Source organism: Massilia sp. METH4 (genome assembly GCF_037094685.1).
In the GTDB taxonomy this organism is placed as follows: Bacteria; Pseudomonadota; Gammaproteobacteria; order Burkholderiales; family Burkholderiaceae_D; genus Rugamonas.
Genome location: NZ_CP146614.1, coordinates 3,946,516 through 3,969,002, shown reverse-complemented (window position 1 = coordinate 3,969,002; position 22,487 = coordinate 3,946,516). Strand labels below are relative to the sequence as shown.

Annotated in this window: 23 protein-coding genes; 7 read left to right on the top strand and 16 right to left on the bottom strand. The window is 69.1% G+C overall.

Annotation, left to right across the window (positions count from 1 at the left end; genetic code table 11):
- Nucleotides 1–14: 14 nt before the first annotated feature.
- Nucleotides 15–860 carry a pirin family protein gene (locus V6Z91_RS17485; RefSeq protein WP_338759014.1) on the top strand — a complete coding sequence of 282 codons (846 nt, stop codon included), beginning with the start codon at nucleotides 15–17 and terminating at the stop codon, nucleotides 858–860.
- Nucleotides 861–929: 69 nt separating this feature from the next.
- Here the strand turns inward: V6Z91_RS17485 and V6Z91_RS17480 are convergent, their stop codons facing one another.
- Nucleotides 930–1,844: an AraC family transcriptional regulator gene (locus tag V6Z91_RS17480; protein ID WP_338759012.1), complete on the bottom strand. Its 915-nt coding sequence runs from the start codon at nucleotides 1,842–1,844 to the stop codon at nucleotides 930–932.
- 105 nt (nucleotides 1,845–1,949) lie between these two features.
- Between V6Z91_RS17480 and V6Z91_RS17475 the strand changes: the two genes are divergently transcribed.
- Nucleotides 1,950–2,507 (top strand): flavin reductase family protein, encoded by a 558-nt coding sequence (locus tag V6Z91_RS17475; RefSeq protein WP_338759011.1) that lies wholly within the window; start codon nucleotides 1,950–1,952, stop codon nucleotides 2,505–2,507.
- An 11-nt stretch (nucleotides 2,508–2,518) separates the two neighbouring features.
- On the opposite strand, the gene V6Z91_RS17470 is transcribed toward V6Z91_RS17475, so the two are convergent.
- On the bottom strand, nucleotides 2,519–3,256 hold the full coding sequence (locus V6Z91_RS17470) for an SDR family oxidoreductase (RefSeq protein ID WP_338759009.1): 738 nt from the start codon (nucleotides 3,254–3,256) through the stop codon (nucleotides 2,519–2,521).
- Nucleotides 3,257–3,495: 239 nt separating this feature from the next.
- On the opposite strand from V6Z91_RS17470, the gene V6Z91_RS17465 reads away from it, so the two are divergent.
- Entirely contained in the window at nucleotides 3,496–3,915 is a 420-nt protein-coding gene (locus tag V6Z91_RS17465; RefSeq protein WP_338759007.1) for a DoxX family protein, read from the top strand.
- Nucleotides 3,916–3,981: 66 nt separating this feature from the next.
- On the opposite strand, the gene V6Z91_RS17460 is transcribed toward V6Z91_RS17465, so the two are convergent.
- Entirely contained in the window at nucleotides 3,982–4,899 is a 918-nt protein-coding gene (locus V6Z91_RS17460; RefSeq protein ID WP_338759005.1) for a LysR family transcriptional regulator, read from the bottom strand.
- Between the two features lie 88 nt (nucleotides 4,900–4,987).
- On the opposite strand from V6Z91_RS17460, the gene V6Z91_RS17455 reads away from it, so the two are divergent.
- Nucleotides 4,988–5,977, top strand: a complete 990-nt coding sequence (locus tag V6Z91_RS17455; RefSeq protein WP_338759003.1) for an MBL fold metallo-hydrolase — start codon at nucleotides 4,988–4,990, stop codon at nucleotides 5,975–5,977.
- A gap of 7 nt (nucleotides 5,978–5,984) precedes the next feature.
- Here V6Z91_RS17455 and V6Z91_RS17450 read toward each other — a convergent pair whose 3' ends face one another.
- Nucleotides 5,985–6,953 carry a quinone oxidoreductase gene (locus V6Z91_RS17450; RefSeq protein ID WP_338759001.1) on the bottom strand — a complete coding sequence of 323 codons (969 nt, stop codon included), beginning with the start codon at nucleotides 6,951–6,953 and terminating at the stop codon, nucleotides 5,985–5,987.
- A 214-nt stretch (nucleotides 6,954–7,167) separates the two neighbouring features.
- Between V6Z91_RS17450 and V6Z91_RS17445 the strand changes: the two genes are divergently transcribed.
- Complete coding sequence (locus tag V6Z91_RS17445) at nucleotides 7,168–8,325, top strand: HAMP domain-containing sensor histidine kinase (protein WP_338759000.1); 1,158 nt, start codon at nucleotides 7,168–7,170, stop codon at nucleotides 8,323–8,325.
- A gap of 10 nt (nucleotides 8,326–8,335) precedes the next feature.
- On the opposite strand, the gene V6Z91_RS17440 is transcribed toward V6Z91_RS17445, so the two are convergent.
- The 3 genes from V6Z91_RS17440 to V6Z91_RS17430 all read right to left on the bottom strand — a co-directional run bounded on the left by V6Z91_RS17440 (nucleotide 8,336) and on the right by V6Z91_RS17430 (nucleotide 10,109).
- Nucleotides 8,336–9,088, bottom strand: coding sequence for a DUF2243 domain-containing protein (locus V6Z91_RS17440; protein ID WP_338758998.1), 753 nt, complete (start codon nucleotides 9,086–9,088; stop codon nucleotides 8,336–8,338).
- A gap of 88 nt (nucleotides 9,089–9,176) precedes the next feature.
- The gene (gene uraH / locus V6Z91_RS17435) at nucleotides 9,177–9,587 is read right to left on the bottom strand and encodes a hydroxyisourate hydrolase (RefSeq protein ID WP_338758996.1); all 411 of its coding nucleotides are present in this window, start codon (nucleotides 9,585–9,587) and stop codon (nucleotides 9,177–9,179) included.
- Nucleotides 9,588–9,614: 27 nt separating this feature from the next.
- Nucleotides 9,615–10,109 (bottom strand): heme-binding protein, encoded by a 495-nt coding sequence (locus tag V6Z91_RS17430; RefSeq protein WP_338758994.1) that lies wholly within the window; start codon nucleotides 10,107–10,109, stop codon nucleotides 9,615–9,617.
- Between the two features lie 132 nt (nucleotides 10,110–10,241).
- Between V6Z91_RS17430 and V6Z91_RS17425 the strand changes: the two genes are divergently transcribed.
- Entirely contained in the window at nucleotides 10,242–10,934 is a 693-nt protein-coding gene (locus tag V6Z91_RS17425) for a heavy metal response regulator transcription factor (protein ID WP_338758992.1), read from the top strand.
- Complete coding sequence (locus tag V6Z91_RS17420) at nucleotides 10,931–12,340, top strand: heavy metal sensor histidine kinase (protein WP_338758991.1); 1,410 nt, start codon at nucleotides 10,931–10,933, stop codon at nucleotides 12,338–12,340. The genes V6Z91_RS17425 and V6Z91_RS17420 overlap by 4 nt, the downstream gene beginning before the upstream one ends.
- 9 nt (nucleotides 12,341–12,349) lie before the next feature.
- Here V6Z91_RS17420 and V6Z91_RS17415 read toward each other — a convergent pair whose 3' ends face one another.
- The 9 genes from V6Z91_RS17415 to V6Z91_RS17375 form a co-directional block, all read right to left on the bottom strand.
- Nucleotides 12,350–13,369: a PHB depolymerase family esterase gene (locus tag V6Z91_RS17415; protein WP_338758989.1), complete on the bottom strand. Its 1,020-nt coding sequence runs from the start codon at nucleotides 13,367–13,369 to the stop codon at nucleotides 12,350–12,352.
- A 261-nt stretch (nucleotides 13,370–13,630) separates the two neighbouring features.
- Nucleotides 13,631–14,026, bottom strand: coding sequence for a monovalent cation/H(+) antiporter subunit G (mnhG, locus tag V6Z91_RS17410; protein ID WP_338758988.1), 396 nt, complete (start codon nucleotides 14,024–14,026; stop codon nucleotides 13,631–13,633).
- Complete coding sequence (locus tag V6Z91_RS17405) at nucleotides 14,023–14,301, bottom strand: K+/H+ antiporter subunit F (RefSeq protein ID WP_338758987.1); 279 nt, start codon at nucleotides 14,299–14,301, stop codon at nucleotides 14,023–14,025. Before V6Z91_RS17405 ends, mnhG begins: the two co-directional genes overlap by 4 nt.
- Nucleotides 14,285–14,803: a Na+/H+ antiporter subunit E gene (locus V6Z91_RS17400; RefSeq protein WP_338758986.1), complete on the bottom strand. Its 519-nt coding sequence runs from the start codon at nucleotides 14,801–14,803 to the stop codon at nucleotides 14,285–14,287. Before V6Z91_RS17400 ends, V6Z91_RS17405 begins: the two co-directional genes overlap by 17 nt.
- A complete protein-coding gene (locus tag V6Z91_RS17395; protein WP_338758985.1) occupies nucleotides 14,800–16,419 on the bottom strand; it encodes a monovalent cation/H+ antiporter subunit D in 1,620 nt (539 codons plus the stop codon). Before V6Z91_RS17395 ends, V6Z91_RS17400 begins: the two co-directional genes overlap by 4 nt.
- Nucleotides 16,416–16,760, bottom strand: a complete 345-nt coding sequence (locus tag V6Z91_RS17390) for a Na+/H+ antiporter subunit C (protein WP_338758984.1) — start codon at nucleotides 16,758–16,760, stop codon at nucleotides 16,416–16,418. The genes V6Z91_RS17395 and V6Z91_RS17390 overlap by 4 nt, the downstream gene beginning before the upstream one ends.
- Entirely contained in the window at nucleotides 16,760–19,672 is a 2,913-nt protein-coding gene (locus tag V6Z91_RS17385) for a monovalent cation/H+ antiporter subunit A (protein ID WP_338758982.1), read from the bottom strand. The genes V6Z91_RS17390 and V6Z91_RS17385 overlap by 1 nt, the downstream gene beginning before the upstream one ends.
- Before the next feature lie 27 nt (nucleotides 19,673–19,699).
- A complete protein-coding gene (locus V6Z91_RS17380) occupies nucleotides 19,700–20,560 on the bottom strand; it encodes a universal stress protein (protein WP_338758980.1) in 861 nt (286 codons plus the stop codon).
- Between the two features lie 83 nt (nucleotides 20,561–20,643).
- Nucleotides 20,644–22,320 carry a hybrid sensor histidine kinase/response regulator gene (locus V6Z91_RS17375; protein WP_338758978.1) on the bottom strand — a complete coding sequence of 559 codons (1,677 nt, stop codon included), beginning with the start codon at nucleotides 22,318–22,320 and terminating at the stop codon, nucleotides 20,644–20,646.
- Nucleotides 22,321–22,487: the final 167 nt, after the last annotated feature.

Genomic DNA, 22,487 nt, shown 5'->3' with positions numbered 1-22,487 from the left:
ACCAAGGAACCATCATGAATGCACGCCTCGACCTTTCCTCTCGAACCGTCACCGAACGCCGCATCACGCACCGCACGCGCGGGCGCGGGCGCGGCGGCGTGACCCGCTTCGTCAGCCCCGGCGACCTGGGAGAACTGATCAAGCCTTTCGTGTTCGTCGACCTGTTCGAACTGGAATCGACGCGACACAAGATGGGCATGCACCCGCACTCGGGCATCGCCACCGTGACCGTGATCCTCGACGGCGCGCTGGAATACCGCGAGACGACCGGCAGCCGCGGCATCCTGCCCGTGGGCGGCATCGAATGGATGCGCGCCGGCGGCGGCGTGTGGCACGAGGGCGGCCCGGCCGACGGCGGCAGCGTGAAGGGCTTCCAGCTGTGGCTCGCGCTGCCGCCGGAAGACGAGAACGGCCCCACGCAAAGCATCTACCTGGCCCCGGAGCACGTGCAGGCGGACGGCCCGGCGCGCGTGGTGATCGGCCAGTACGGCAGCGCCACCAGCGCCATCCGGCCACGCGCGCCGATCAACTACCTGCACGTGGCGCTGCGCGACGGCGAAACGTGGCGCTACCAGCCGCCGGTGGGCCATGACGTGGCGTGGCTGGCGGTCGGGCGCGGTGCCGTCGACACCGCGGGCACCACCCTGGAACGCGAAGTGGCCGTGTTCGAGGAAGGCAACGGCGAACTGGTGTTCACCGCGCGCGGCGACACCGACTTCGTGCTGGGCTCCGCGCCGAAGCACCCGCACGACCTGATAACGGGGTACTACTCCGTGCACACGAGCCAGGCGGCACTGGAGCGCGGCGAGGCGGAAATCGCCCGCATTGGCGCACGGCTGCGCGCGGAGGGCGTGCTGTAACACGAACACGCCGCGCGGCCCGGCGGCGGCGCGGCGTGCGGTTTGACGATGTTGCACCCAGCCGGCAGGCTATGGGCCACCGCGCCGCGCGGCGCGCCAGGCGCTCGGCGACGTTCCGGTCGATTCGCGGAACACCTGCGCGAAGTGGCTCGGGCTCCCGTACCCCACCGCCAGGCCGATGTCGAGCACCGACTGGTCCGTGTCGCTGAGCAGCCGCCGCGCCTCGTCCATGCGCAGCCGCACGAAATAGCGCGACGGCGACATCCCCGTGGCCTGCTTGAACACGCGGGAAAAGTGGAACACACTCAGCTCGGCCAGCGCCGCCAGCTCGCCCAACTCGAACGGTTCGGCCAGGCCGGCATGCATCGCGTCGAGCACGCGGCGCAGCTTGTGCGCCGGCAGGCCGCCGCGCACCACCGCGCGGCCATCCGTGGCGCACTCATAGCGCGCCACCACGTGCGCCGTGATCGCTTGCGCCACGCCCTGCACGAAGCACGGGGTGGCCGGCGCGGTGCCGGAGAGCGCACCGTGCAGGGCCTGGAACAGTCCGCCCAGCACCTCGTCGCGCTCGCCGGACACTTCGCGCAGCGCGAAGCGCCCCAATTCCTTGCCGGTAAGTTCCTTCACGACGCGCGCCAGCAGGGGCAAGCCCAGGTACACATGCATCACGCGGAACGGTTCCACGCTCGTGTTTCGCCAGCGCATCTCCACCGGTGCCGGGGACGTGGTCAGGTAAAAATCGCCGCGCCGCACCGGCACGGCCAGCCACTCGCCGCCCAGCGGCCGCTCCTCGACCACCGGCTCGCCGGACACGATCCATACCAGCATCGGCTCCGGCACCGCGGGTACCACGACGGGTTCCTGCACCGCGGCGTGCGCGTGGATCTCCACATGGATATCGTCCGGCGCGCGCGCCTTGCGCTCGCGCAGCAGCTCGCCGGGGATATGGTCCTTCATCGACTCGACCGATGCCGTACGGGGCATGGCATTCTCCTCATAGCAAAGATCCGACACCGCGCGCAAGGCCCCGGCGGACCGATCGCGCACCACGCGGCACCATGGCGGCATGATCAACCAGGGAGGAAGACCATGTACCAGGAACTCGACCCAGCGAAAGCCTACCGCCTGCTCGAATCCGGCCCCGTGCTGCTGGTAACGACCAGCGATGGCGAACGGCACAACGTGATGACGATGGGCTTTCACATGATGCTGCAGCACGAGCCGCCGCTCGTGGCCTGCGTGATCGGGCCGTGGGACCACAGCTTCGACACCTTGCAGGCCACCGGCGAATGCGTGCTCGCCGTGCCCACCGTGGACCTGGCCGAACAGGTGACGAAGATCGGCAACTGCTCCGGCGTGGACGTGGACAAGTTCGCCGTGCACGGCCTCACGGCGCAGCGCGCGAAGACGGTGGCGGCACCGCTGATCCGCGAGTGTATCGCGAACCTCGAGTGCCGCGTCGCCGACGAGGCCATGGTGGAGCGGTACAACATGTTCATCCTCGAGGTCACGCGTATCCGTATCGACGGCGCCCGGGCCGAGCGCCGCCTGATCCACCACGCGGGCGACGGCGTCTTCATCGCCGATGGCGAAGCCGTCGACATGGGCCGGCACATGAAGCGCTGGCGCTACCTGATGGACGATTGATCCATTCCGTATCAGTACGGGCTGGCCGTGGGCCGCACGATGATCTCGCTCACGTCCACGTCGGCCGGCTGCTCGATGGCGAAGTGGATCGTGCGGGCGATCGCCTCGGGTTTGATGGCGATCGCGCGGAAGCTCTTCATCTCCTCGCGGCCGCCCGGGTCGGAAATCGAATCGGCCAGCTCCGATTCCACCACGCCCGGCGAGACGACGGTGACGCGGATGTCGCCACCCACCTCCTGGCGCAAGCCTTCCGAAATCGCCGCCACGGCGAACTTGGTGGCGCAGTACACGGCCGCCGTCGGGCTCACGGTGTAGGCGCCGATCGAGGCCAGGTTGATGATCTGGCCGCTCTTCTGCCGCTGCATGACGGGCAGCGTGGCGGCGATGCCATGCAGTACGCCGCGCACGTTCACGTCGATCATGCGGTTCCACTCGTCGACCTTCAGGGCCTCCAGTTTCGACAGCGGCATCACGCCCGCGTTATTGATGATGACGTCCACGCGGCCATGTTTGTCCAGCGCGAAGTCCACGAAGTTCTGCATGCTTTCCAGGCTCGTCACGTCGAGCTTGCACACGGACGCCGAGCCGCCTTCGGCGACGATGCGGGCGGCCAGTTCCTCGAGCCGGTCGGTGCGGCGCGCGCCGAGCACGACATGCATGCCGCGGGCGCCCAGGTAGCTGGCGGTGGCCTCGCCGATGCCGCTGCTGGCGCCGGTGATCAGGACGACTTTCTGTGCTGCTGCGTTCATGGTGGTCTCCATTGTGGGTTGCGATGGAGGCAGTATGCGAGCGCCGCCCCGGCATGGAAATGTCCAGCATTCCGCGTCGATTGCCAGATTATCCGAACCTTCCCAACCTATCCATTTACTGGATCGATCTCATCGATTTATATAGGCTACCCAGATGGATCGCGGAAGCCTAAGATGACTTCAACGCTGCAGACAACAGCATGGATGCAGAAACCCAACCACCATTGAAAGGAACCATCATGAACAACTTCAACGCCAACTCCTTCGTTCCCGCCCTCGGCCGCGTGCTGCTGGCCACCATCTTCATCTTCAGCGCGATCGGCAAGATCGCCGCACCGGAGGCGACAATCGGCTACATCCAGTCGGTGGGCCTGCCGTTCGCCACGCTTGGCCTGGTGATCGCCATTGCCGTCGAACTGGGCGGCGGCCTGCTGCTTGCCCTTGGGGTCAAGGCCCGCGTCGTGGCCGCCGCACTGGCCGCGTTCTCGATCGTCACGGGCCTGGCCTTCCACGGCGCGATCGGCGACCAGAACCAGCTGATCCACCTGCTGAAGAACTTCGCGATGGCCGGCGGCCTGCTGCAGGTGGTGGCGTTCGGCGCCGGCGCCTATAGCGTGGACCAGCGCCTGGCACGCCCGGCGGCCCGCCAGTTCGCCTGATGCCGGCTGCTTCGGCAACACCCCGCGCGGTTCCGCCGCGCGGGGTTTTTTTGCGTTAACGGTGCCCTATTCCCGCACCACCTCGATGACCACGCCCAGCAGCCACTCCAGCGCCGGATCGCGCTCGCGCCGCGCATGCCGGATCGCGCTGACGTCGAACGGCGCCAGGTCGACCGGCACGGCGCAGGAGACCAGGTCGGGCCACAGCGGCGCCAGCACTTCCGGCGCCGTGCCGATAGCCGGGCTGTGGCGGAGCAGTTCCGGTACCAGCGCGAAACGCGGCGTCACGTAGCGCACATCGCGCCGCAGGCCCTGCGCGGCCAGCTGCTCGTCCGCCGCGCTTTCGAACGCAGCCCGATAGCTGACCAGCACGTGCGGATGGGCCGTGTACTCCGCCAGCGACAGCCTGCCGCGCCGGCGCGTCTTCACCAGCGCGGGATTGAACAGGCAGCAAAAGCCCAGGGTGCGCAGCGGCGTCTGCCGCTGCCAGCGTGGCCCCTCGCGGAAAGCGCCGATGCCCATATCGATCTCGCCCGCCTCCAGCATTGCCGTGGCGGTGTACGGATCGCACACCTTCGCCGCGATGCGCACGCCGGGCGCCGCCACGCGCACGCGCTCGAACAGCCGCGGCATCAGCCACAGCTCCACCCAGTCCGGCATGCCGAGCGTGAACGTGTGCGCCGCCGAGGCGGGCGCGAAGGCAGCGGGTTCGAACAGCGCCGCCTGCACCTGGCCCAGCGCAGGGCCCAGCGCCGCCTCGAGCGCCAGCGCGCGCGCCGTCGGTTCCATGCCGTTGGGGCCGCGCACCAGCAACTCGTCGCCGAACAGTTCGCGCAGCCGGGCCAGCGCGCTGCTGGCGGCCGGCTGGCCGATGAACAGCTTGCGCGCCGCGCCGGACACGCTGCGCTCGCGCACCAGCACGAGGAACGTGACGAGCAAGTTCAGGTCGACGCCACGAAAATTGCGTTCATTGATATTGACCATCAAGATAATCGATTTGATTGATACCTGGAGAGATTACATCATTGCTTCAGCGTTGCGCAGCCGCGCACCACCGATGATGGAGAACACGATGAGAAAGATCACGCTGAAGACCGGGAAACCGATGATGGCCCTGTTGGCCGGTGTCGCCCTGGCGGGGGCGATCGGGCTGCCCGCGGCCCAGGCCGCCGCGCCGATGGTGCTGACGCAGGCGCCGGGCTACTACCGCATGATGGTGGGCAGCGCCGAGGTGACGGCCATCTCCGATGGCACGGTGACGATCCCGCTCGACCAGCTGCTGACCAATACCACGCCGGCGCAACTGGACAAGCTGCTGGCGCGCAGCCACCTGGCGCCGCAGGTGGAGACGTCGATCAACGCCTACCTCGTCAACACGGGCACGCACCTGGTGCTGGTGGACACGGGTGCCGGCAAGCTGTTCGGGCCCGGTGCCGGTGGGCGCCTGCAGGAAAGCATTCGCGCGGCCGGTTATGCGCCGGAGCAGGTGGACGCGGTGCTGATCACGCACGTGCACGGCGACCATTCGGGCGGGCTTACCGCCGACGGCCGTGCGCTGTTCCCGAACGCCACGGTGTATGTGAACCGGCACGATGCCGAGTTCTGGTTCGATCCCGCCAACAAGCCGCGCGCCGCCGAGAACCAGCGGGCGGGCTTCGACCAGGCGGCGGAACAGTTCGGCCCTTACCGGGCCGCGGGGAAAGTGAAGACGTTCGACGGCGCGCAGGAATTGCTGCCGGGCCTGTTCACGCAACCGGCCGTGGGCCACACGCCCGGCCATACCGTGTATGTGCTGAAAAGCGGCGCCAGGGAACTGCACTTCTGGGGCGACCTGCTGCACGCCAAGGATGTACAGTTCGCCGCGCCGGACATCACCATCCGCTACGACGTGGATTCGCCGGCGGCCGCGCGCCAGCGCAAGGCAATCTTCGCGGACGCGGCGCGGCGCGGCTACCTCGTGGCGCCCGCGCACACGCCTTTCCCTGGCATCGGCTACGTGCGCGCCACTGCTACCGCATACGACTGGCTGCCGGTGCCGTACACCGCGCTGCAGGCCCGCTGACCTCCAGTTACGGCAGCAGGATCGCAGGGCCGGCGAGGCGGCGCGCGGCGATGTCCTCGTGGGCCCGCACCGCGTCGGCCAACGGATAGCGCGCCGGCTCGACGTCGCCGAACACGCCGTCGCGCATGGCGGCGAACAGCGTGGCGCTCGCCCGTTCCAGGCTGGCGCGCTCGCCCACGTATTGCCCCGTGCTGGGCTGGAGGTAGCGGATGCCGCGCGCGGCCAGCGCGGCCTTGTCGACGGCCGGGCTGCCCGACGCATTGCCCACGTGGACGAGGTGGCCGCCCTCGCGCAGCGCCGCGACTGATTGCGCGAAGGTGTCCTTGCCTACCAGTTCGTAGACGACGTCGGCGCCCCGGCCGCCGGTCAGTGCGCGCACCTTCGCCGCCAGCTCCGGATCATGCGACAGCAGCACGTGGTCGACGCCGTGGGCCCGCACGATGGCCGCCTTGGCGTTCGAACCCGCCGTGGCGATCACGGTAGCGCCCAGGGCCTTTGCCCAACGCGCCACCATCGAGCCGACACCGCCGGCCGCGCCGTGCACCAGCACCGTTTCGCCGGCTTGCAGTCGATGGGCGCCGAACAGCATCATCCACGCCGTCAAGCCCTTGGTGAACGTGGCCGCCGCCGTGTCGGCGGCCACCTCGTTCGGCAGGCGCACCAGCAGTTGCGCGTCGATCAGCCGTTCCGTCGCATAGGCGCCGAACGCGAAGAAATAGGCGACCCGGTCGCCCGGCTGCACGTTGGCGACGCCCTCGCCCACCTGGATCACGACACCGGCGCCTTCGACTCCCATGGCCAGCGGCAGCGGCACCTTGTAGACGCCGGAGCGGAACAGCGTGTCGACGAAGTTGACGCCGATGGCCTCGTGGCGCAGGCGGACCTGGCCGGGACCGGGGTGGCCGATGTCGGCGGCGGTTTCGTAATGCATCACTGAAGGGTTGCCGGTTTCGCGGGCGATGACTTGATGGATCATGATGTGCTCCTGGTGGGTTGTCGATGAAGGCATGGTACGGCTGGGAGCGGCCGGGATAAACGGCCATTTCCGGTACCGGTTATTCCCATTCCGGTGACAATCACTCCAGTCGCCGGCCCCGCCTGCCGCACTGCTCAGCGGTCCGGGCGCGGCGTTTTTCCATTCGGTGCGATACTCGCTGCTGAAAATCGGCAGAATACGGCCGGGAGGCGCCATGATAGGAACCGATCAACAACCTGATACCGCCGGGCTCTCGCCCACTTCCCGCCGCATGCTCGCGCTGCGCGAAGCCGTGCTGGCCGAATGGGAGGCGCGCGTGCGCGCCTCGCTGGACCGGGCCAAGGAGCTGTCGCACCCGATCCTGATCGATACCTTGCCGGCGTTCTACGACAATATTGCCCAGGCGCTCAGCGCGGATTACCCGCGCGCGGATGGGCGCGACGGTACCACGGTGGCGATCGAGCACGGCGGCGAGCGCGCGCGCATCACGGCCTACGACCACGAGTCATTGATCCGCGAATACCAGCTGTTTCGCTGGGCCATCTACGACGTGCTGCACCGCGAAGGCGTGCAGCTTTCGCGCGACGAGCTGCTGACGCTCGAGACCTCGATCGACAACGGCATCCAGGAAGCGGTGTCTGGCTTCGTGATGGTGCACACGGCGCTGCGCGAGCGCTTCGCGGCGGCGCTCACGCACGACCTGCGCGGGCCGCTGTCCACCATCGCCTCGGCGCTGGAACTGATCGGGGTTCTCGACGATCCCGTGCGCATGAAGACGCTGGCCGCGAGGGCACTGGAGAACGTGCACCGCATGGATGGCATGATCCGCGACCTGCTCGACACCATGGCCTTTCACAGCGGCGAACGGATGGCGCTCACGCTGGGCGAATTCGACATCGTGGAAGCGATCAGGGAGATCCAGGGCAACGTGACCGCCTGCGGCGGCGTGCCGATCGACGTCATCGCGCCGGCTCCGGTCAGGGGCTGGTGGGATCGCTCGGCCATGGGACGTGCCATCGAGAACCTCGTCAGCAACGCCGTGAAATACGGCCGCGCGGGGGGACCGGTCACCATCAGCGCAGCGCAGCTCCATGACCGCTTGCAACTGACCGTGCACAACGAGGGCAATCCCATTCCGCTGGAAGAGCAGGAATCGATCTTCCAGATGTACCGCCGTTCGGCGCGGGCCAGGCACGACCGCGCGCACGGCTGGGGCATCGGGTTGCCCTATGTGCGCGCCGTGGCGGAAAGCCATGCCGGCAGTATCGCAGTGGACAGCCATCCGCACCGCGGCACCACCTTCACGATCGATACGCCCCTCGATTGCCGCCCTTACGACGCCCGCACGGTCGACGCGCCGCCGGGCGCCTAGCCGGGCCGGATCAGAGCTTGCTCCAGCCGATGCACCCGGCCGGCAAGCCGGTTCCGCTGACGAGCATGGCACCGTGCCGGTAGAAGTTCCAGCGCTTTTCCTTCGGCACCGATACCAGTACGACGCCCATTGGCCGGTCCGTCCAGACGAGACGCGCATCGCTGGCGTCGAGCGCGTGGAACACCTGGGCCGGCGTCGTGCCCGGCGCGAAGACGACGGCCGTGAACTGCTGGCCGGGCGGCTCGCGCAATGCCCAGGCGCCGCAGACCGTGACGGCGATGGCCAGCGTGGTGATGGTCACGGTCGGGTTGCCGGGACCGGAAGGCCGCTTGCGCAGCCAGGCCGCGAGCAGCAGCGGCAAGACCCCGAACACGACGAGCCACAGCACGTCCCAGAACAGCGGATCGGGGCTGTCCACGCGGATGCGGTGGATGCGCAATATCCAGTGCGCCAGGCCCACGTCGATCCAGTTCCAGATGCCGAAGCCCAGCAGCATCGCCACCAGCAGCGGCGTGGCTCCCGGCGCGGCGATGCCGCGGCGGCGCGCCCGCCACAGGCCCCACAGGCCCGCCACCGCCACCGCGTACATGGCGACGTGGAAATAGCCATCCCACATCACCTGCAGGCGCAGGTCGTCCATGCCGGGGACCAGGCTCAGGAAATGGTGCCATTGCAGCACCTGGTGCAGCAGGATGCCGTCGAAGAAACCGCCCAGGGCGACCCCGAGCACCACGGTCCATAACATCCAGGGCGATTTCAGCATGTCCGGCTCCGCTATTGTCCATGAGGACTGGGAGTATAGGACGGGCCGGCGAAGCCGCGGCGCACGTCCGCGCGCCCCGGTCTCGTCTTCAGTTGCCGCGGTAGGTCGAATAGCCGAAAGGGCTGAGCAGCAGCGGAATATGATAATGCTGGGCCGGCGCGTTCACGCGGAACTCGACGGGGATGCGGGGAAAGAACGTGTCCTGCTTCTGCCGCGCGTAATGCTCACCCGTCTCGAACACGATACGGTAGTCGCCGGCCGCCATCGGCTGGCCTTCCGGGTACAGCGCGGCGATGCGGCCCTGGGCATTGGTGACGCCGGCGGCCACTTTGCGCCACCCTTCCCCGGCGCGCTGTTCAAGCTTGACCTGAATGCCGGCGGTGGGCTGGCCACTCTGCAAGTCGAGGACGTGGACGCTGATCGGGTTGGGGGCTGCCGCGGCCGCGGCGGTGGCCACGGCGAGGGCAAGGGCGAGGGAAAGACGGCGGATGGCTTGCATGGTGTTCTCCTTTGATAGTGGGAAGGTTCAGGGGGCCGCGCTCTGGTCGAGCCCCGGGACGGCGCGGATGGCGGCGAGCGCGCAGCCATGGTCATTGACCGCGCCGCCGCCGCCGGCGACGCCGATGGCGCCGACCACCTGGCCGGCCGCGAAGACGGGCACTCCACCGCCGAGCAGCAGCAGTTCGGGCAGCGTGGCGAGGTTGCGGGCATCGGCATTGGCGGCAGCCTGGCGGGCCAGGTCCAGCGTGGCGGTGCGGGTCGACAGCGCCGTGTACGCCTTCCGGCGGCTCGCCTCGGTGTTGTGCGGCCCCACCGTCTCGGCGCGCTGCAGCGCGAGCAGGTTGCCGCCGCGATCGAGCACGGAGACGACGATGGCCCGGCCCTGGCGGCGGCAGGCATCGATGGCGGCGCCGGCAAGGCCATTGGCCGTCTCCAGCACGAGATCCGGCTGGGGGCGCACCTGGGCCCCGGCCGGGAGCGCTGCCAGCGCCGCTAGCAGCAGGACGGTCGGTTTCAACATGGGTTTCTCCTGTGATGCGAAGCAGCCATTCTGGCGGGCCATCCCCCGCCGCTACCTGACCGCCAGATGACAATTTCGTCATGCAAGGCTGGCCAGCGCGGGCATACAATGGTTGTTTTTGGACCGCGTGCCATGACCATCCTGGTGATCGAAGACGAGCCGAAGACCGGCGACTACCTGCAACGCGGGCTGGCTGAATCCGGCTTTGGCGTGCAGCTGGCGCGCAACGGGCGCGACGGCCTGGCCATCGCGCGCGAAGGCGGCGTGGAACTGGTGGTGCTCGACGTGATGTTGCCCGGCATGGATGGCTGGCAGGTGCTCGAAGCGCTGCGCGCCAGCCCGGCGACCGAGCAGATTCCCGTGCTGTTCCTGACGGCGCGCGACGAGGTGCACGACCGCGTGCGCGGCCTGGAACTGGGGGCCGACGATTACCTGGTCAAGCCGTTCGCCTTCGTGGAACTGGTGGCGCGCATCCGCACGCTGCTGCGGCGCGGCCCCGTGCGCGAGGAAGAATTGATACACATCGGCGACCTGGAAATCGACGTGATCCGGCGCCGCGTGCGCCGCGCCGGCACCGCCATCGTGCTGACGGCGCAGGAATTCGCCCTGCTCCACCTGCTCGCGCGCCGCCAGGGCCAGGTGCTGTCGCGCGCCCTCATCGCCTCCCAGGTATGGGACATGAACTTCGACAGCGACACCAATGTGATCGACGCGGCCGTGCGCCGGCTGCGCCGCAAGATCGACGACCCGTTCCCGCAAAAGCTGATCCACACGCGGCGCGGCATGGGCTATGTGTGCGAGGTGCAGGCGGCGGGCGGCGCATGATCCGGTTGCGCCGCTCCCTCGCCGCCCGTGTGACGGCGATGTTCGTGCTGATCGTGGCGCTGGCCGCGTCCGGCCTGGGCACCTACCTGTATGCCCACTTCGTGAGCGAGATCGAGCGGCGCGACGACACCGCGCTGCTCGGCAAGCTGCGGCAGATCCAGCTGCTGCTGGGCCGCCCCGGCGCCGCCGAGCTGCTGCGCTCGCAGCCCGACCTGTTTCGCGACACGATGAGCGGCCAGGAAAATTCGCTGGTGCGCTTCCTGGCGCCGGACGGCACGGTACTCGCCGACATCAATGCCAGCGGGGAGCGGTATCCGGTTCCCCCTTCGGCCGGCCCGTCGCCAGGCCGTGCCGCCATCGCCGGCTGGACCGGCAGCCGCGGTGATCGGGGCCGCGTCGTGGCCGGTTCCGCCCGGCTCGATGGCAGCCCGGTCACGGTCGTCGTCGCCCGCCTGTACGCCGAGCGCGCCGCCATGTTCGCGGCCTACCGCCGGCACATCGCCTGGGCGGTCGCCCTGAGCGCGCTGGCGGCAGCCGTGTGCAGCGCCTTGATGCTGCACCGGGGCCTGCGGTCGCTGCGCACGGTGGCCAGCCACGCGGCGCTGGTGCGCCCCGGCACGCTGGCGCAGCGGCTCGACGCCGGCGACGCGCCTTCGGAATTGCTGCCGCTGATCGACGCGCTGAATGCCATGCTGGAGCGCCTTCAGGCGGGCTACGAGCGCCTGTCCGGCTTTTCGGCCGACCTCGCGCATGAATTCCGCACGCCCGTCGCCAACCTGCTGGGGCAAAGCCAGGTGATGCTGGCGCAGCCGCGCGGCGCCGACGAGTACGAGGCGCTGCTTGCCTCCAACATCGAGGAACTGGAACGGCTGGCGCGCATGATCGAGAGCATGCTGTTCCTCGCGCGCGCGGAGCAGGATGAGGTGCTGCCGGCCCGGCAGGAACTCGACGCGCCGGCCGAACTGGCCAAGATCGCCGACTTCTACGAGGGCATGGCGGAGGAACGCAGCTTGCGGCTGGCCTGCACGGGTGGCGGCACGGTGCTGGCCGACCCGCTGCTGCTGCGGCGCGCGCTCGCCAACCTGGTGTCGAACGCCATGCGGCATGCCGACGAAGGCAGTATCGTCACGCTGCATGCGCAAGCCAGCGCCGGCGCAACGGTACTGAGCGTCGAGAACACCGGCGCGCCGATCGCGCCGGAACACCTGCCCCATCTGTTCGAGCGCTTCTACCGGGCCGACACCGCGCGCGGCAATGCCGACGGGTCGACGGGGCTGGGCCTTGCCATCGTACGGGCCATCATGGACGTGCACGGCGGCTCGGCCGGTGTCGAGGTGGCGGGCGCCTGCATCCGCTTCACGCTGGCCTTTCCCACCGCCGGTACCGTCCGCGGGCCGGACCATTGAACCGGCAGGTCACGCGGCGGCCGGGTACCTGACGGCTCCCACGTCGGCAAAGAAGCGCAGCATCTCCGCGCTGGCCGACGGTCCCTTCTCATCGGTATAACTGCCCAGGCGATCGCCGCCGGACCAGGCATGTCCGGCACCGTGGATGATCCATTCCTCGGCAAGCACGGCGCCATCGGTGCCGCGATGGACCACGCGCGTGAAATCGCGCCCGCCGCTGCTGCCCGTTTCGCGCGCGATCGCCGCGTGGCGCGCGCCTTGCGGCCGCTGCGCGGCGGGACACAGTGCCCCGAGCGCATGCTCGACGACGGTGTGCCCGTTGGCGACGTGCACGGTCTGGTCCTCGTCGCCATGGAACACGATCACCGGCACGGCGCTTGGCGCCGGCGCGCAGGTGGCGGCGAATACGCCGCTGCGCATGGCCTCGAGCGCCGTGGCGGTATCGTCGGCACAGCCGTGCGGCAGTCCGGAGTGGCAGCCCACGGCGGCAAAGACATCGGGATAGGCGCAGCCCAGCGCCACGGCCATCGCGCCGCCGGCCGACATGCCGGCCACGTACACGCGGTCGGCCGGGACACCGTATTCGGCGGCGACCTGGCGCGCCGCTGCCGCGATCAGCGCCGCTTCACCATGGCCGCGCTGCCGGTGCGCGGCATCGAACCAGTTCCAGCAGCCGCCGCACATGCCGAAGCGCGTCTGTTCCGGATACATCACCAGGCAGCCCGCCCGCTCGGCATGCTCGTTCATCCGCGTGCCGCTGGCGAAATCGTCGGCATTCTGGCCGCAGCCATGCAGCATCACGACCAGGAAAGGCGCAGGCGCCGGGTGCGCGGCGGGAATGAAGAGTTTGTAGCCGAGGGAGCCCGCCGGCGCCTCGAAGGCCCGGGCGATGAAGCGCGACAGGCGGGATGGGCTATCACCCGGTCGCACGCCGCTCGGGGTGCCGGATATGCCGGGGGTGGTCAGTGAAGGAAAGAACGCGGGGGGAAACGCGAGGCGCGTCCATTGTTCGCAGAGTGTCTGAATCATTGAAGACTCCGTTAGTTGGGTTGGGTCTCCTGCTCTTTTTTTGATCACTCTACTGACTTGCCCGTGTTCACGACAGGGGCGAATGCCTGCGTGCATGTAGGACGATGACTAAAGAGCGGATGACCCCGCCCGGCCATGCCCACGTCACTCCCCGATTTGGTGCAATATTTCCAAACACCAGGGGCAGACCCCGGTTCTGGGAAATATTTCTGGAATATGGGGTCCGATCCCGGGTTTGGGCCCGCTCCCGGGAGACTGTCCTCAGGACTTCGGCGGCTCGCCCGCCTCGTCTTCGGACAGGCTGTAGACGCCGCCCTCGGTCGCTCCCACGTCGCCGCGCCGGGCGCGCAGGTCGCGGTATACGGCGGCGCGCATCAGCGTCATCGCCACCACGGGGGCGGTGAGCAGGATGAAGACGGCGATGATGATCTCGTGGATCACCAGCCGCGATTGCGCCACGGTGAAGTACACCATCGACGCCAGCAGCAGGCAGCCGGCGCCCAGCGTGACGGCGATGGCGGGGCCGTGGATGCGCTGGTAGAAGGTACGCAGCCGCAGCAGGCCGAGGGCGCCAACCAGGATGATCGTGGCGCCCAGCACCAGCAGCAGCGCCACCGGCAGTGCGGCCCAGCCGGGCAGCTGTTCGATGCCGCTCATTCGATGACTTCTCCGCGCATCAGGAACTTGGCCAGCGCCAGCGTCGACACGAAGCCGACCAGGGCGACGAGGATCGCTACCTCGAAATACACCTGCGTGCCGAAGCGCACGCCCAGCACGATCGCCAGCAGCATGCCGCACATCCACAGCGTGTCCAGCGCCAGCACGCGGTCGTGCGCCGAGGGGCCGATCAGCAGGCGCAGCGCGCACAGCACCATCGCCGCCAGCACGCACACGAGCGCGTAGCCGATCGCCAGTTCAAGCAGGGTTTCCATCGTGGTCCTCCGTTTCAAAGATCTGCATCAGCGGCCGTTCGTAGCGCGCCTGGATCGTCTCGATCCACCAGCCGGCGTCGTGCAGGTCGAATACGTGCAGCGACAGTTCGTGGCGCTCGGGCAGGATCTCCACCCACACCGTGCCGGGCGTCATGTTGATCAGGCAGGACAGCACGGCCAGCCCGTATTCGTCGCGCATCGTCAGCGGCACGCGAATGAATTGCGAGTTCACGGTGCCGTGATCCTTGAACAGGATGATGCGGCACACGCCGAAGCAGGAGCGGACGATCTCCACGGCCGCCATGCCGAGCAGGCGCACGAATACCACCGGCTTGCGCAGCCGCGGATAACCCAGCGGCTGCAGGCGCCGCGCGAGCAGCGGGATCGCGATGCCGAGCGCGGCGCCGAACAGCACATTGGCCGGGTCGATCGCCTGGTTCAGCAGCAGCCACAGCGCGCACAAGGCCAGCGAGGCGATGGGGAACGGCAGCCAGCGGGTCATGGCGCCTCCGCGGCCGGCGCGGGATTCGGGACCGCCGGCGTGCGCAGCACACGGTCGACGTAGAGGCCGGGCCGGTGGATGTCGGCGCTGGCGCGGGCCAGGTAATCGGACACTGGCTGCGCCCCCACCGTGAGCAGCACGGAAACCAGCAGCAGCGCGCCCACCGGCAGCACTTCGGCGCCGTGCAGGCTGGGCGGCGCGACGATGCCCGCGGTCCAGAACGTGCGCACACCGAAGCGCATCAGCGACACGATGGCCGCCAGGCCAGAGACGATGACGAGCGCGATCAGCGTCCAGCCGGCCGGCCCGATCGGCGCCGCATGCGGGCCGGGATTGACGAGCGCATGGAACAGGCCGAACTTGGCGACGAAGCCGGACAGCGGCGGCAGCCCGGCGATCGTGAGCGCGCAGGCGGCGAACGCCAGCGCCAGGATCGCCATCGCCGCCGGCACGCCCCTTCCCTTCGGCTCGGCCGGCGTATCCTCCACCGCGTAGACCTCGGCCGTGAGCGCCAGCATCGCGGCGCCGGGCGTGCGGATGCGGTCCACCAGCTCGATCAGCAGCATGAACGCGGCGATCGCCACCGTGGAGGCGACGAAGTAATACAGCCCCGCGGCCACCACGGCCGGCTCGCCATAGCCGATCACCGCCAGCAACGTGCCGGAGGACACGATGGCGGCGTAGCCGGCCAGCCGGCCGGCCGTGTCCGTGGCCAGCATGCCGGCCGCGCCGAACACGATGGTGGCCATGCCGCCCCACAGCAGCGCGTCGTAGCCGTAGTGCGCCAGCGGGCCGGCGCCATCGGCGAACGCGAGGAGCCAGACGCGCAGGATCGCATAGGCGCCCACCTTGGTCATCAATACCAGCATGGCAGCCACCGGCGGGCAGGCCGCGGCATACGTGGTGGGCAGCCAGAAGCCCAGCGGCCACATTGCCGCCTTGACGAGGAAAGCCAGCGACAGGATGGCCACGCCGGCTTTCAGCAAGGCGATATCGTCGCCCGACAGGGTGCCGACGCGCCCGGCCATGTCGGCCATGTTCAGCGTGCCGGTGGTGGCGTAGATCAGCGCCACGCCGATCAGGAAGAACAGCGAGGCGACCAGGTTCACGGCGATGTAGTGCAGGCTGGCGCGCAGGCGCTCCACGTTATACCCGTGCAGCAGCAGGCCGTAGGACGCCGCCAGCATCACTTCGAAAAACACGAAAAGGTTGAACAGGTCGTGCGTGAGGAAGGCCCCGTTGATGCCCATCAGCAGGAACTGGAACAGCGGATGGAAATGCACGCCGATGCGGCCCCAGCGCGGCTGCGCGTAATGCAGCGCGGCGAGCGCCAGCAGCGCCGTCAGCACGAGCATGCCGGCGGCCAGCCGGTCCGCCACCAGCGCGATGCCGAATGGCGCGGCCCAGTTGGCGGCCAGGTACACACCCATCCCGTGCGGCCAGCCGATGTCGGCCAGCCACGCGAGCGCCACCGCATTGGCAAGCAATCCCAGTGCCGAGGCATACGCCACGGCGAACTTGAGGCGGTGCCAGCCCTGCGTGAGCGGCGCCAGCGCCGCGCCGCACAGCAGCGGCAGCAGCACGGGAACGATCACGAGATGCTCGGTCCACGTCATTCCTCGGGCTCCTCGCCATCCACGTGGTCGGTGCCGGCCATGCCGCGCGCGCCGATCATCACCACCAGGTATAGCGCGGTGGTGGCGAAGCCGATCACGATCGCGGTCAGCACCAGCGCTTGCGGCACCGGGTCGGCCAACGCGGTGGGGTCGGCTGCCGTGCCCGCCGGCGTGAGCGGCGGGCGGTCGACAGCCAGCCGGCCCATGGCGAAGATGAACAGGTTGACGGCATACGACATCAGCATCAGCCCGATCAGCACCTGGAAGGTGCGCGGACGCAGCACCAGCCAGATGCCGGCGCCGAACACGATGCCGATGCCGAGGGCGAGCACGATTTCCATTATTGGATCTCCTTGGCGGGCGGAATGTCGACGGGACCGGCGGCGCGGCTGGCCTCCGGCGGCGCGCGCCGGCTGCGCAGCGATTGGTGGGCCAGCGCCACCAGCACCAGCATCGTGGTGCCGACCACCACGAGGAACACGCCCAGGTCGAACACGAAGGCCGACGGAATGTGCAGTTCACCCAGCACCGGCAGCGCCACGTGCGCCGTGTGGCTGGTGAGGAAGGGATAACCGGCCAGCCATGCCCCCACCCCGGTGCCGCAACTGCAGGCAAGGCCCCAGGCGATCCACCGGTGCGGCCGCAGGCGGATGCGCGCCTCGACCCATTCGGTGCCCGCCACCATGTACTGCACGATCAGCGTGGTGGCGAAGATCAGGCCCGCCACGAAGCCGCCGCCGGGCAGGTTGTGGCCGCGCATGAAGAAATACACGGCCACCACGCCCATCACCGGCAGCAGGAAGCGCAGGTACACGCCCTGCACCATCAGGTAGCCGTCGCGCGCCTGCCGTCCCGGCCTTTGCGCGATGGCCGGGTCGACGTCACTGGCCTGCTGCATGGGAATGGCGATGCTTTCCGGCGCCGGCCGGAAGCGGCGCAGCAGCGCGTACACGGTGAGCGCCACGGCCGACAGCACGGTGATCTCGCCCAGCGTATCGAAGCCGCGGAAGTCGACCAGCAGCACGTTCACCACGTTGGCGCCCCCGCCTTCCGGCAGCGCGCGCAGCACGAAGAAGTCGCGCATGGTGGCCAGGCCGGGCCGCGCCAGCACCGCATAGCTCAATGCCGCCAGCACCAGGCCACCCGCCACCGCGATCGCCGCGTCGCGGGCCCGCCGCCATTGCGTGCTGACGGGCAGCGCGCCGGTGAGATGGGCCGGCTGGCGGCGCGCCGGCAACCAGCGCAAGCCGAGCAGGATCAGCACCGTGGTCACCGTTTCCACCATCAGCTGCGTCAGCGCCAGGTCCGGCGCCGACAGCCACAGGAACGTGACGCAGGTGACCAGCCCGGTGCCGCCCACCAGCGCCAGCGCCGCCAGCCGGTGGTACTTCGCCTGCCACGCGGCGGCCACCGCGCAGCCGGCGCCGATCAGCCAGAGCAGCGACAGCAACGGATCGACGCCGTGCGGGACGGGCAGCGGCCAGCCTCCCGGCGGCCAGGCCAGCAGCAAGGGCACCGCCACGAAGGCGGCCAGCATCACCAGCAGGTGCGGTTGCAGGCGGCGCGTGCCGGCCAGGCGCACGAGCCAGTTCGCGCCCTCGAACAGGCGGGTCATGACGTTCTCGTACATCTGCGCGCCCTTCACCCGGTGCAGCACCGGCACGCGGTCCCGTTCGGCCAGGCCGAAGCGCTTGCGCATCAGCAGGTAGACACCGGTGCCGCCGATGAGCGCCACGATACTCATCATCACCGGCAGGTTGAAGCCATGCCAGACGGCCAGGTCGTAGTCCGGCACGGTGGGGCCCAGCACGGAGCGCGCTGCCAGTGCCAGCACGTGGCCCACGATCCGTTCGGGCATCACGCCGATGGCGATGCACAGCAGCACGAGCAATTCGATCGGCGCCCGCATCCAGCGCGCCGGTTCGTGCGGGTCTTCGGGCAGGTCGCGCGCGAGAGGACCGAAGAACACGCTGATGAAGCGCAGCGAATACACCACGCTGAACAGCCCCGTCGCGACGGCGGCGTAGGACATCCACCAGTTGTCGCTGCCGCCCACGATCATCGTGGCGGAGAAGAACATCTCCTTCGACAGGAAGCCGTTCATCAGCGGCACGCCGGCCATGGCGGCGCTGGCCACCACGGCCAGTGCCGCCGTATGGGGCATGGCGCGGCGCAGGCCGCGCAGGCGCCGCATGTCGCGCGTGCCCGTCTCGTGGTCGACGATGCCCACGGCCATGAACAGCGAGGCCTTGAACACGGCGTGGTTCATCACGTGGAAGATGGCGGCCACCACCGAGAGCTGGGTACCGATGCTGACCAGCACCGTGATCAATCCGAGGTGGCTGATCGTGGAATAGGCCAGCAAGCCTTTCATGTCCCACTGGAAGATGGCAAACCAGGCGCCCAGCAGCATCGTGCACACGCCCGCGGTGCCGACGATCCAGCTCCACTCCGGGGTGCCGGCCAGCGCGGGCCACAGGCGGATCAGCAGGAACACGCCGGCCTTCACCATGGTGGCCGAGTGCAGGTAACTCGACACGGGCGTAGGCGCGGCCATCGCGTGCGGCAGCCAGAAGTGGAAAGGGAATTGCGCGCTTTTCGTGAGCGCGCCGAGCACCACCAGCACGAGGGCCGGCAGGTACCACGCGTGCGCGCGGATGATGTTCCCGGCCGCCAGCACCTTCTCCAGCTCGTAGCTGCCCGCGATGTGCCCGAGCAGCAGCACGCCGGCCAGCAGGCACAGGCCGCCGATGGTCGTGACCGTGAACGCCATGCGGGCGCCACGCCGCGCATCGTTGCGCTCCTGCCAGAAGCCGATCAGCAGGAACGAGGTGGCGCTCGTCAGCTCCCAGAACACCACCAGCTGGATCAGGTTGCCCGACAGGACCACGCCGAGCATGGCGCCCATGAACGCCATCACGTAGGCATAGAAGCGGTGCACGGGATCGCGCCACGACATGTAGTAGCGCGCATACAGCAGCACCAGCATGCCGATGCCGAACACCAGCATGGTGAACACCCACGCCAGGCCATCCATGCGCAGGATGATCTCGAGACCCAGGGCGGGCATCCAGGCAAGGCGCAGCGTGGGCACGGTACCGCCGGCAATGGCGCCGAACTGGCTGGCTGCCAGCACCAGGCCGACCAGGCTGGCGATGCCGGCCACCGCGGCGGGCCGGTCTCGCGAGCCGCCGGGCATGCAGGCCGTGACGAGGGCCGCCGCGAACGGCAGCAGCAGGAGCAGCAGGAGCACCGCCGTCACCTCCGCACCGGGGCGGCGTCAGCCATCGTCACCGCCTTCCGCAGCCCGCACGAGAAGCGCGTCGCACGGCAATTGCTGCAACAGGTCTTCGCTCGTGCTGCCCTTGAACACGCGCGCAACAGTCCATTGCGGGTGCACGCCGATGACCACCAGGCCGATCGCGTCTTCCACGACGCGACGCCCGATCGCTTCCGACACCAGGCCATGGCCGACGGCGACGCCGATGCGGCCCCGCTGGCCCGCATCGGGGACGCTGGCGTCGAGGAACTGGCGGCTCCGGGCGGTTGCCTCCGCCGCATCCGCCTCGGCGTCGATCGCGTGGAACAGCGTGATGGGCCGGTCGGGGAACAGGCGCACGGCGGTGCCGAGCGCCTGGCGCGACGCGTCGGAAAAATCGTTGGCCACGAGGATGCGGGCATAGGGGCCGCGCGTGCGCCGCCGCACCACCAGCAGCGGCTGCGCGAGATCCTGCACCAGGCGCGTGGCCGTGGAGCCGAGGATGACTTCATGCACGGCCACGTCCGACGACGCGCCGATGACCACCAGGCCATTGCCGAGGGTGGCCGCGGCGGCGAGGATGCCGTCCGTGACGTCGCCTTCGAGCACCTGCAAAACGGGCTCGACGCCCGTGCCGGCGAATTCCTCGGCCAGCTCGGCGCGCGCGGCCGGCGCGAATGCATGGCTGGTGTCGCCGCCATCGAGCCAGGCCGAGACTTCCTCGGGGGTGCTGGGCCCCTGCTGCACGACGAGGGCGGTCAGCCCGGCGCGCCATTCCAGCGCCAGCTGCTTCGCCCGGTCCAGCGGGCGGTCGCAGCGGGCGGTCAGGTCGGTGGCCAGCAGCAGGTGTTGCGGCCGGGCACTGTCGATCAAGTCGTTCACGCGGACTCCGTTGGCTCAACCCGGTTAAGTTGCAATACTGTAGCGGTTATCGGCGAAGGATGACCACACGTCAGGACCACACATCACGATCGGCCCGATCCCGGCACCGCCAGGATCTCCGCCAGCTTGGCCGGGGTGCACGGCTTCGTGACATACATGTCGAAGCCGGCATCAAGCGCCGCCGCGCGCACCACCTGGGTGTTGTAGCCCGTCAGGGCGACGAGCCTGGTGGCCCGGCCGAGTGCCTTCCGCGCCTGGCGCGCTAGTTCGAAGCCGTCCACTTCCGGCAGGCCGATATCGATGATGGCGACGTCGGGCCGGGTGGCGATCAGCCGTTCCAGCCCTTCGCCGCCCGTCGCGGCGGTGGAAACCGAGTAGCCGAACGCCGTCAGCAAAGCGAGCAGGGTTTCGCGGGCGTCGGCATTGTCTTCCACGATGAGGACGCGGCCCGGCGCGGCGCCCGGCGCCGCCGCCGGCGCCGCGGCGGCCGGGACGTCGGCCTGCTCATGCCGCTCCAGTTCGGCCAGGGTCGCAAGCGGCAATTCGATGACGAAACGGCTCCCCTTCCCGATGCCCTCGCTGTGCGCCCGGACGCTGCCTCCATGCAGGCCCACGATCGAACGCACCAGCGCCAGGCCGATACCCAGGCCGCCGCGCGACCGGTCGATGCCGGGATCGACCTGCACGAAGATGTCGAAGATTGCATCGAGCTTCTCCGGCGGAATGCCGCGTCCCTCGTCGCGCACTTCGAGCCGCGCCCAGCGCTCCTGCCCGGCGGCCGGTTCGAGCCGCAACTCGACATTGCCGCCCGGTTCACTGTACTTGGCGGCATTCGTGAGCAGGTTCGTCAGCGCCTGTTCCAGGCGTGTCGCGTCGCCGAAGGCGGCGAAGTTGGCAGGCGCGATGCGCGTCGAGATCGTCAGCCGGCGGCGTTCGAACAGCTCGCGCGCTGCGTGCATCGCGTTCTCGATCAGGTCCCGCAGGTCGAGCGGCCCACGGTGCAGCTCGACGGCGCCGCGGTCGATGCGCGACATTTCCAGCAAGTCGTCGACCAGCCGCGTGAGGTTCTTCACCTGGCGCCGGCATACTTCGAGCAAGCCCGGATAGCGCGGCTCGTCCGGCCGGGTGATGGCCGCCAGTTGCAGCGCGGACGACATGGCGCCCAGCGGGTTGCGCAACTCGTGGGCAAGCATCGCCAGAAACTCATCCTTGTTCCGGGCCGCGTCCGCCGCGCGCGCCGCGTACTCGGACAATTCCCGGTTTGCTCCGCGCAAGTCGCCATTCAAACGGTCGAGTTCGAGGCTGCGCTCGACGATCTCCGCTTCCATCCTGATCTTGTCGGCGCTGAGCCGTTCCGTCACGCTGCGCTGCCGCGCGTTTTCCTCGGCGAGCCGCACATACTCGGTCACGTTGTCGACGCGGTGGACGATGCACAGGATCGTGCCATCATCGGCGAACACGGGCGCGTTCACGGGGCTCCAGTAGCGCAGCTCGAAGCCGGCTCCGGAAGCGGCCGGTACGTCGTAGCGCTGGACGGCCATCACGTCGGGCTGGCGCGAGGCGACGACCCTTTCGAGGGAACGGGACAGGTTGAGGGTCGCGTTGGCTTCCGGCGTATCCGGGTTGTCCGGAAACACCTCGAAGACCGGACGGCCCATCACCTCGGCCCGCTGGCGCAGCGTGGCCTGCAGGTAGGCGTCGCTGGCGCCGACGATGGTAAAGCCGGGGTCGGGGCGCAGCAACAGGAATGCACCGGGCACTGCCTCGAAAATGCGCTGATATTGCTCTGGAAAGATGAATTGCGCCATCCGCGCATGGTAGCGCGGCGCACGCCGGCGTTGTATGGGCCGTTTAACACTTGCGGCCAATCGGCGCGATGTTCATGGACCCGTCGCAGCGCGTGGTCTAAGCTGGCAGTCCACCCACT

Excerpts from the sequence above, each read along its gene's own strand:
- V6Z91_RS17430 (WP_338758994.1), bottom strand. The coding sequence starts at position 10,109 with ATGTTGAAACCGACCGTCCTGCTGCTAGCGGCGCTGGCAGCGCTCCCG.
- V6Z91_RS17420 (WP_338758991.1), top strand. The coding sequence starts at position 10,931 with ATGATCCGGTTGCGCCGCTCCCTCGCCGCCCGTGTGACGGCGATGTTC.
- V6Z91_RS17425 (WP_338758992.1), top strand. The coding sequence starts at position 10,242 with ATGACCATCCTGGTGATCGAAGACGAGCCGAAGACCGGCGACTACCTG.
- V6Z91_RS17480 (WP_338759012.1), bottom strand. The coding sequence starts at position 1,844 with ATGCCCCGTACGGCATCGGTCGAGTCGATGAAGGACCATATCCCCGGC.
- V6Z91_RS17460 (WP_338759005.1), bottom strand. The coding sequence starts at position 4,899 with ATGGTCAATATCAATGAACGCAATTTTCGTGGCGTCGACCTGAACTTG.
- V6Z91_RS17415 (WP_338758989.1), bottom strand. The coding sequence starts at position 13,369 with ATGATTCAGACACTCTGCGAACAATGGACGCGCCTCGCGTTTCCCCCC.
- V6Z91_RS17390 (WP_338758984.1), bottom strand. The coding sequence starts at position 16,760 with ATGGAAATCGTGCTCGCCCTCGGCATCGGCATCGTGTTCGGCGCCGGC.
- mnhG (WP_338758988.1), bottom strand. The coding sequence starts at position 14,026 with ATGAGCGGCATCGAACAGCTGCCCGGCTGGGCCGCACTGCCGGTGGCG.
- V6Z91_RS17395 (WP_338758985.1), bottom strand. The coding sequence starts at position 16,419 with ATGACGTGGACCGAGCATCTCGTGATCGTTCCCGTGCTGCTGCCGCTG.
- V6Z91_RS17465 (WP_338759007.1), top strand. The coding sequence starts at position 3,496 with ATGAACAACTTCAACGCCAACTCCTTCGTTCCCGCCCTCGGCCGCGTG.
- V6Z91_RS17450 (WP_338759001.1), bottom strand. The coding sequence starts at position 6,953 with ATGATCCATCAAGTCATCGCCCGCGAAACCGGCAACCCTTCAGTGATG.
- V6Z91_RS17400 (WP_338758986.1), bottom strand. The coding sequence starts at position 14,803 with ATGACCCGCTGGCTGCCGTTCCCCATCGCCTCGCTGGCCTTGTGCGCG.
- V6Z91_RS17485 (WP_338759014.1), top strand. The coding sequence starts at position 15 with ATGAATGCACGCCTCGACCTTTCCTCTCGAACCGTCACCGAACGCCGC.
- V6Z91_RS17405 (WP_338758987.1), bottom strand. The coding sequence starts at position 14,301 with ATGGAAACCCTGCTTGAACTGGCGATCGGCTACGCGCTCGTGTGCGTG.
- V6Z91_RS17440 (WP_338758998.1), bottom strand. The coding sequence starts at position 9,088 with ATGCTGAAATCGCCCTGGATGTTATGGACCGTGGTGCTCGGGGTCGCC.
- V6Z91_RS17475 (WP_338759011.1), top strand. The coding sequence starts at position 1,950 with ATGTACCAGGAACTCGACCCAGCGAAAGCCTACCGCCTGCTCGAATCC.
- uraH (WP_338758996.1), bottom strand. The coding sequence starts at position 9,587 with ATGCAAGCCATCCGCCGTCTTTCCCTCGCCCTTGCCCTCGCCGTGGCC.
- V6Z91_RS17455 (WP_338759003.1), top strand. The coding sequence starts at position 4,988 with ATGAGAAAGATCACGCTGAAGACCGGGAAACCGATGATGGCCCTGTTG.
- V6Z91_RS17445 (WP_338759000.1), top strand. The coding sequence starts at position 7,168 with ATGATAGGAACCGATCAACAACCTGATACCGCCGGGCTCTCGCCCACT.
- V6Z91_RS17470 (WP_338759009.1), bottom strand. The coding sequence starts at position 3,256 with ATGAACGCAGCAGCACAGAAAGTCGTCCTGATCACCGGCGCCAGCAGC.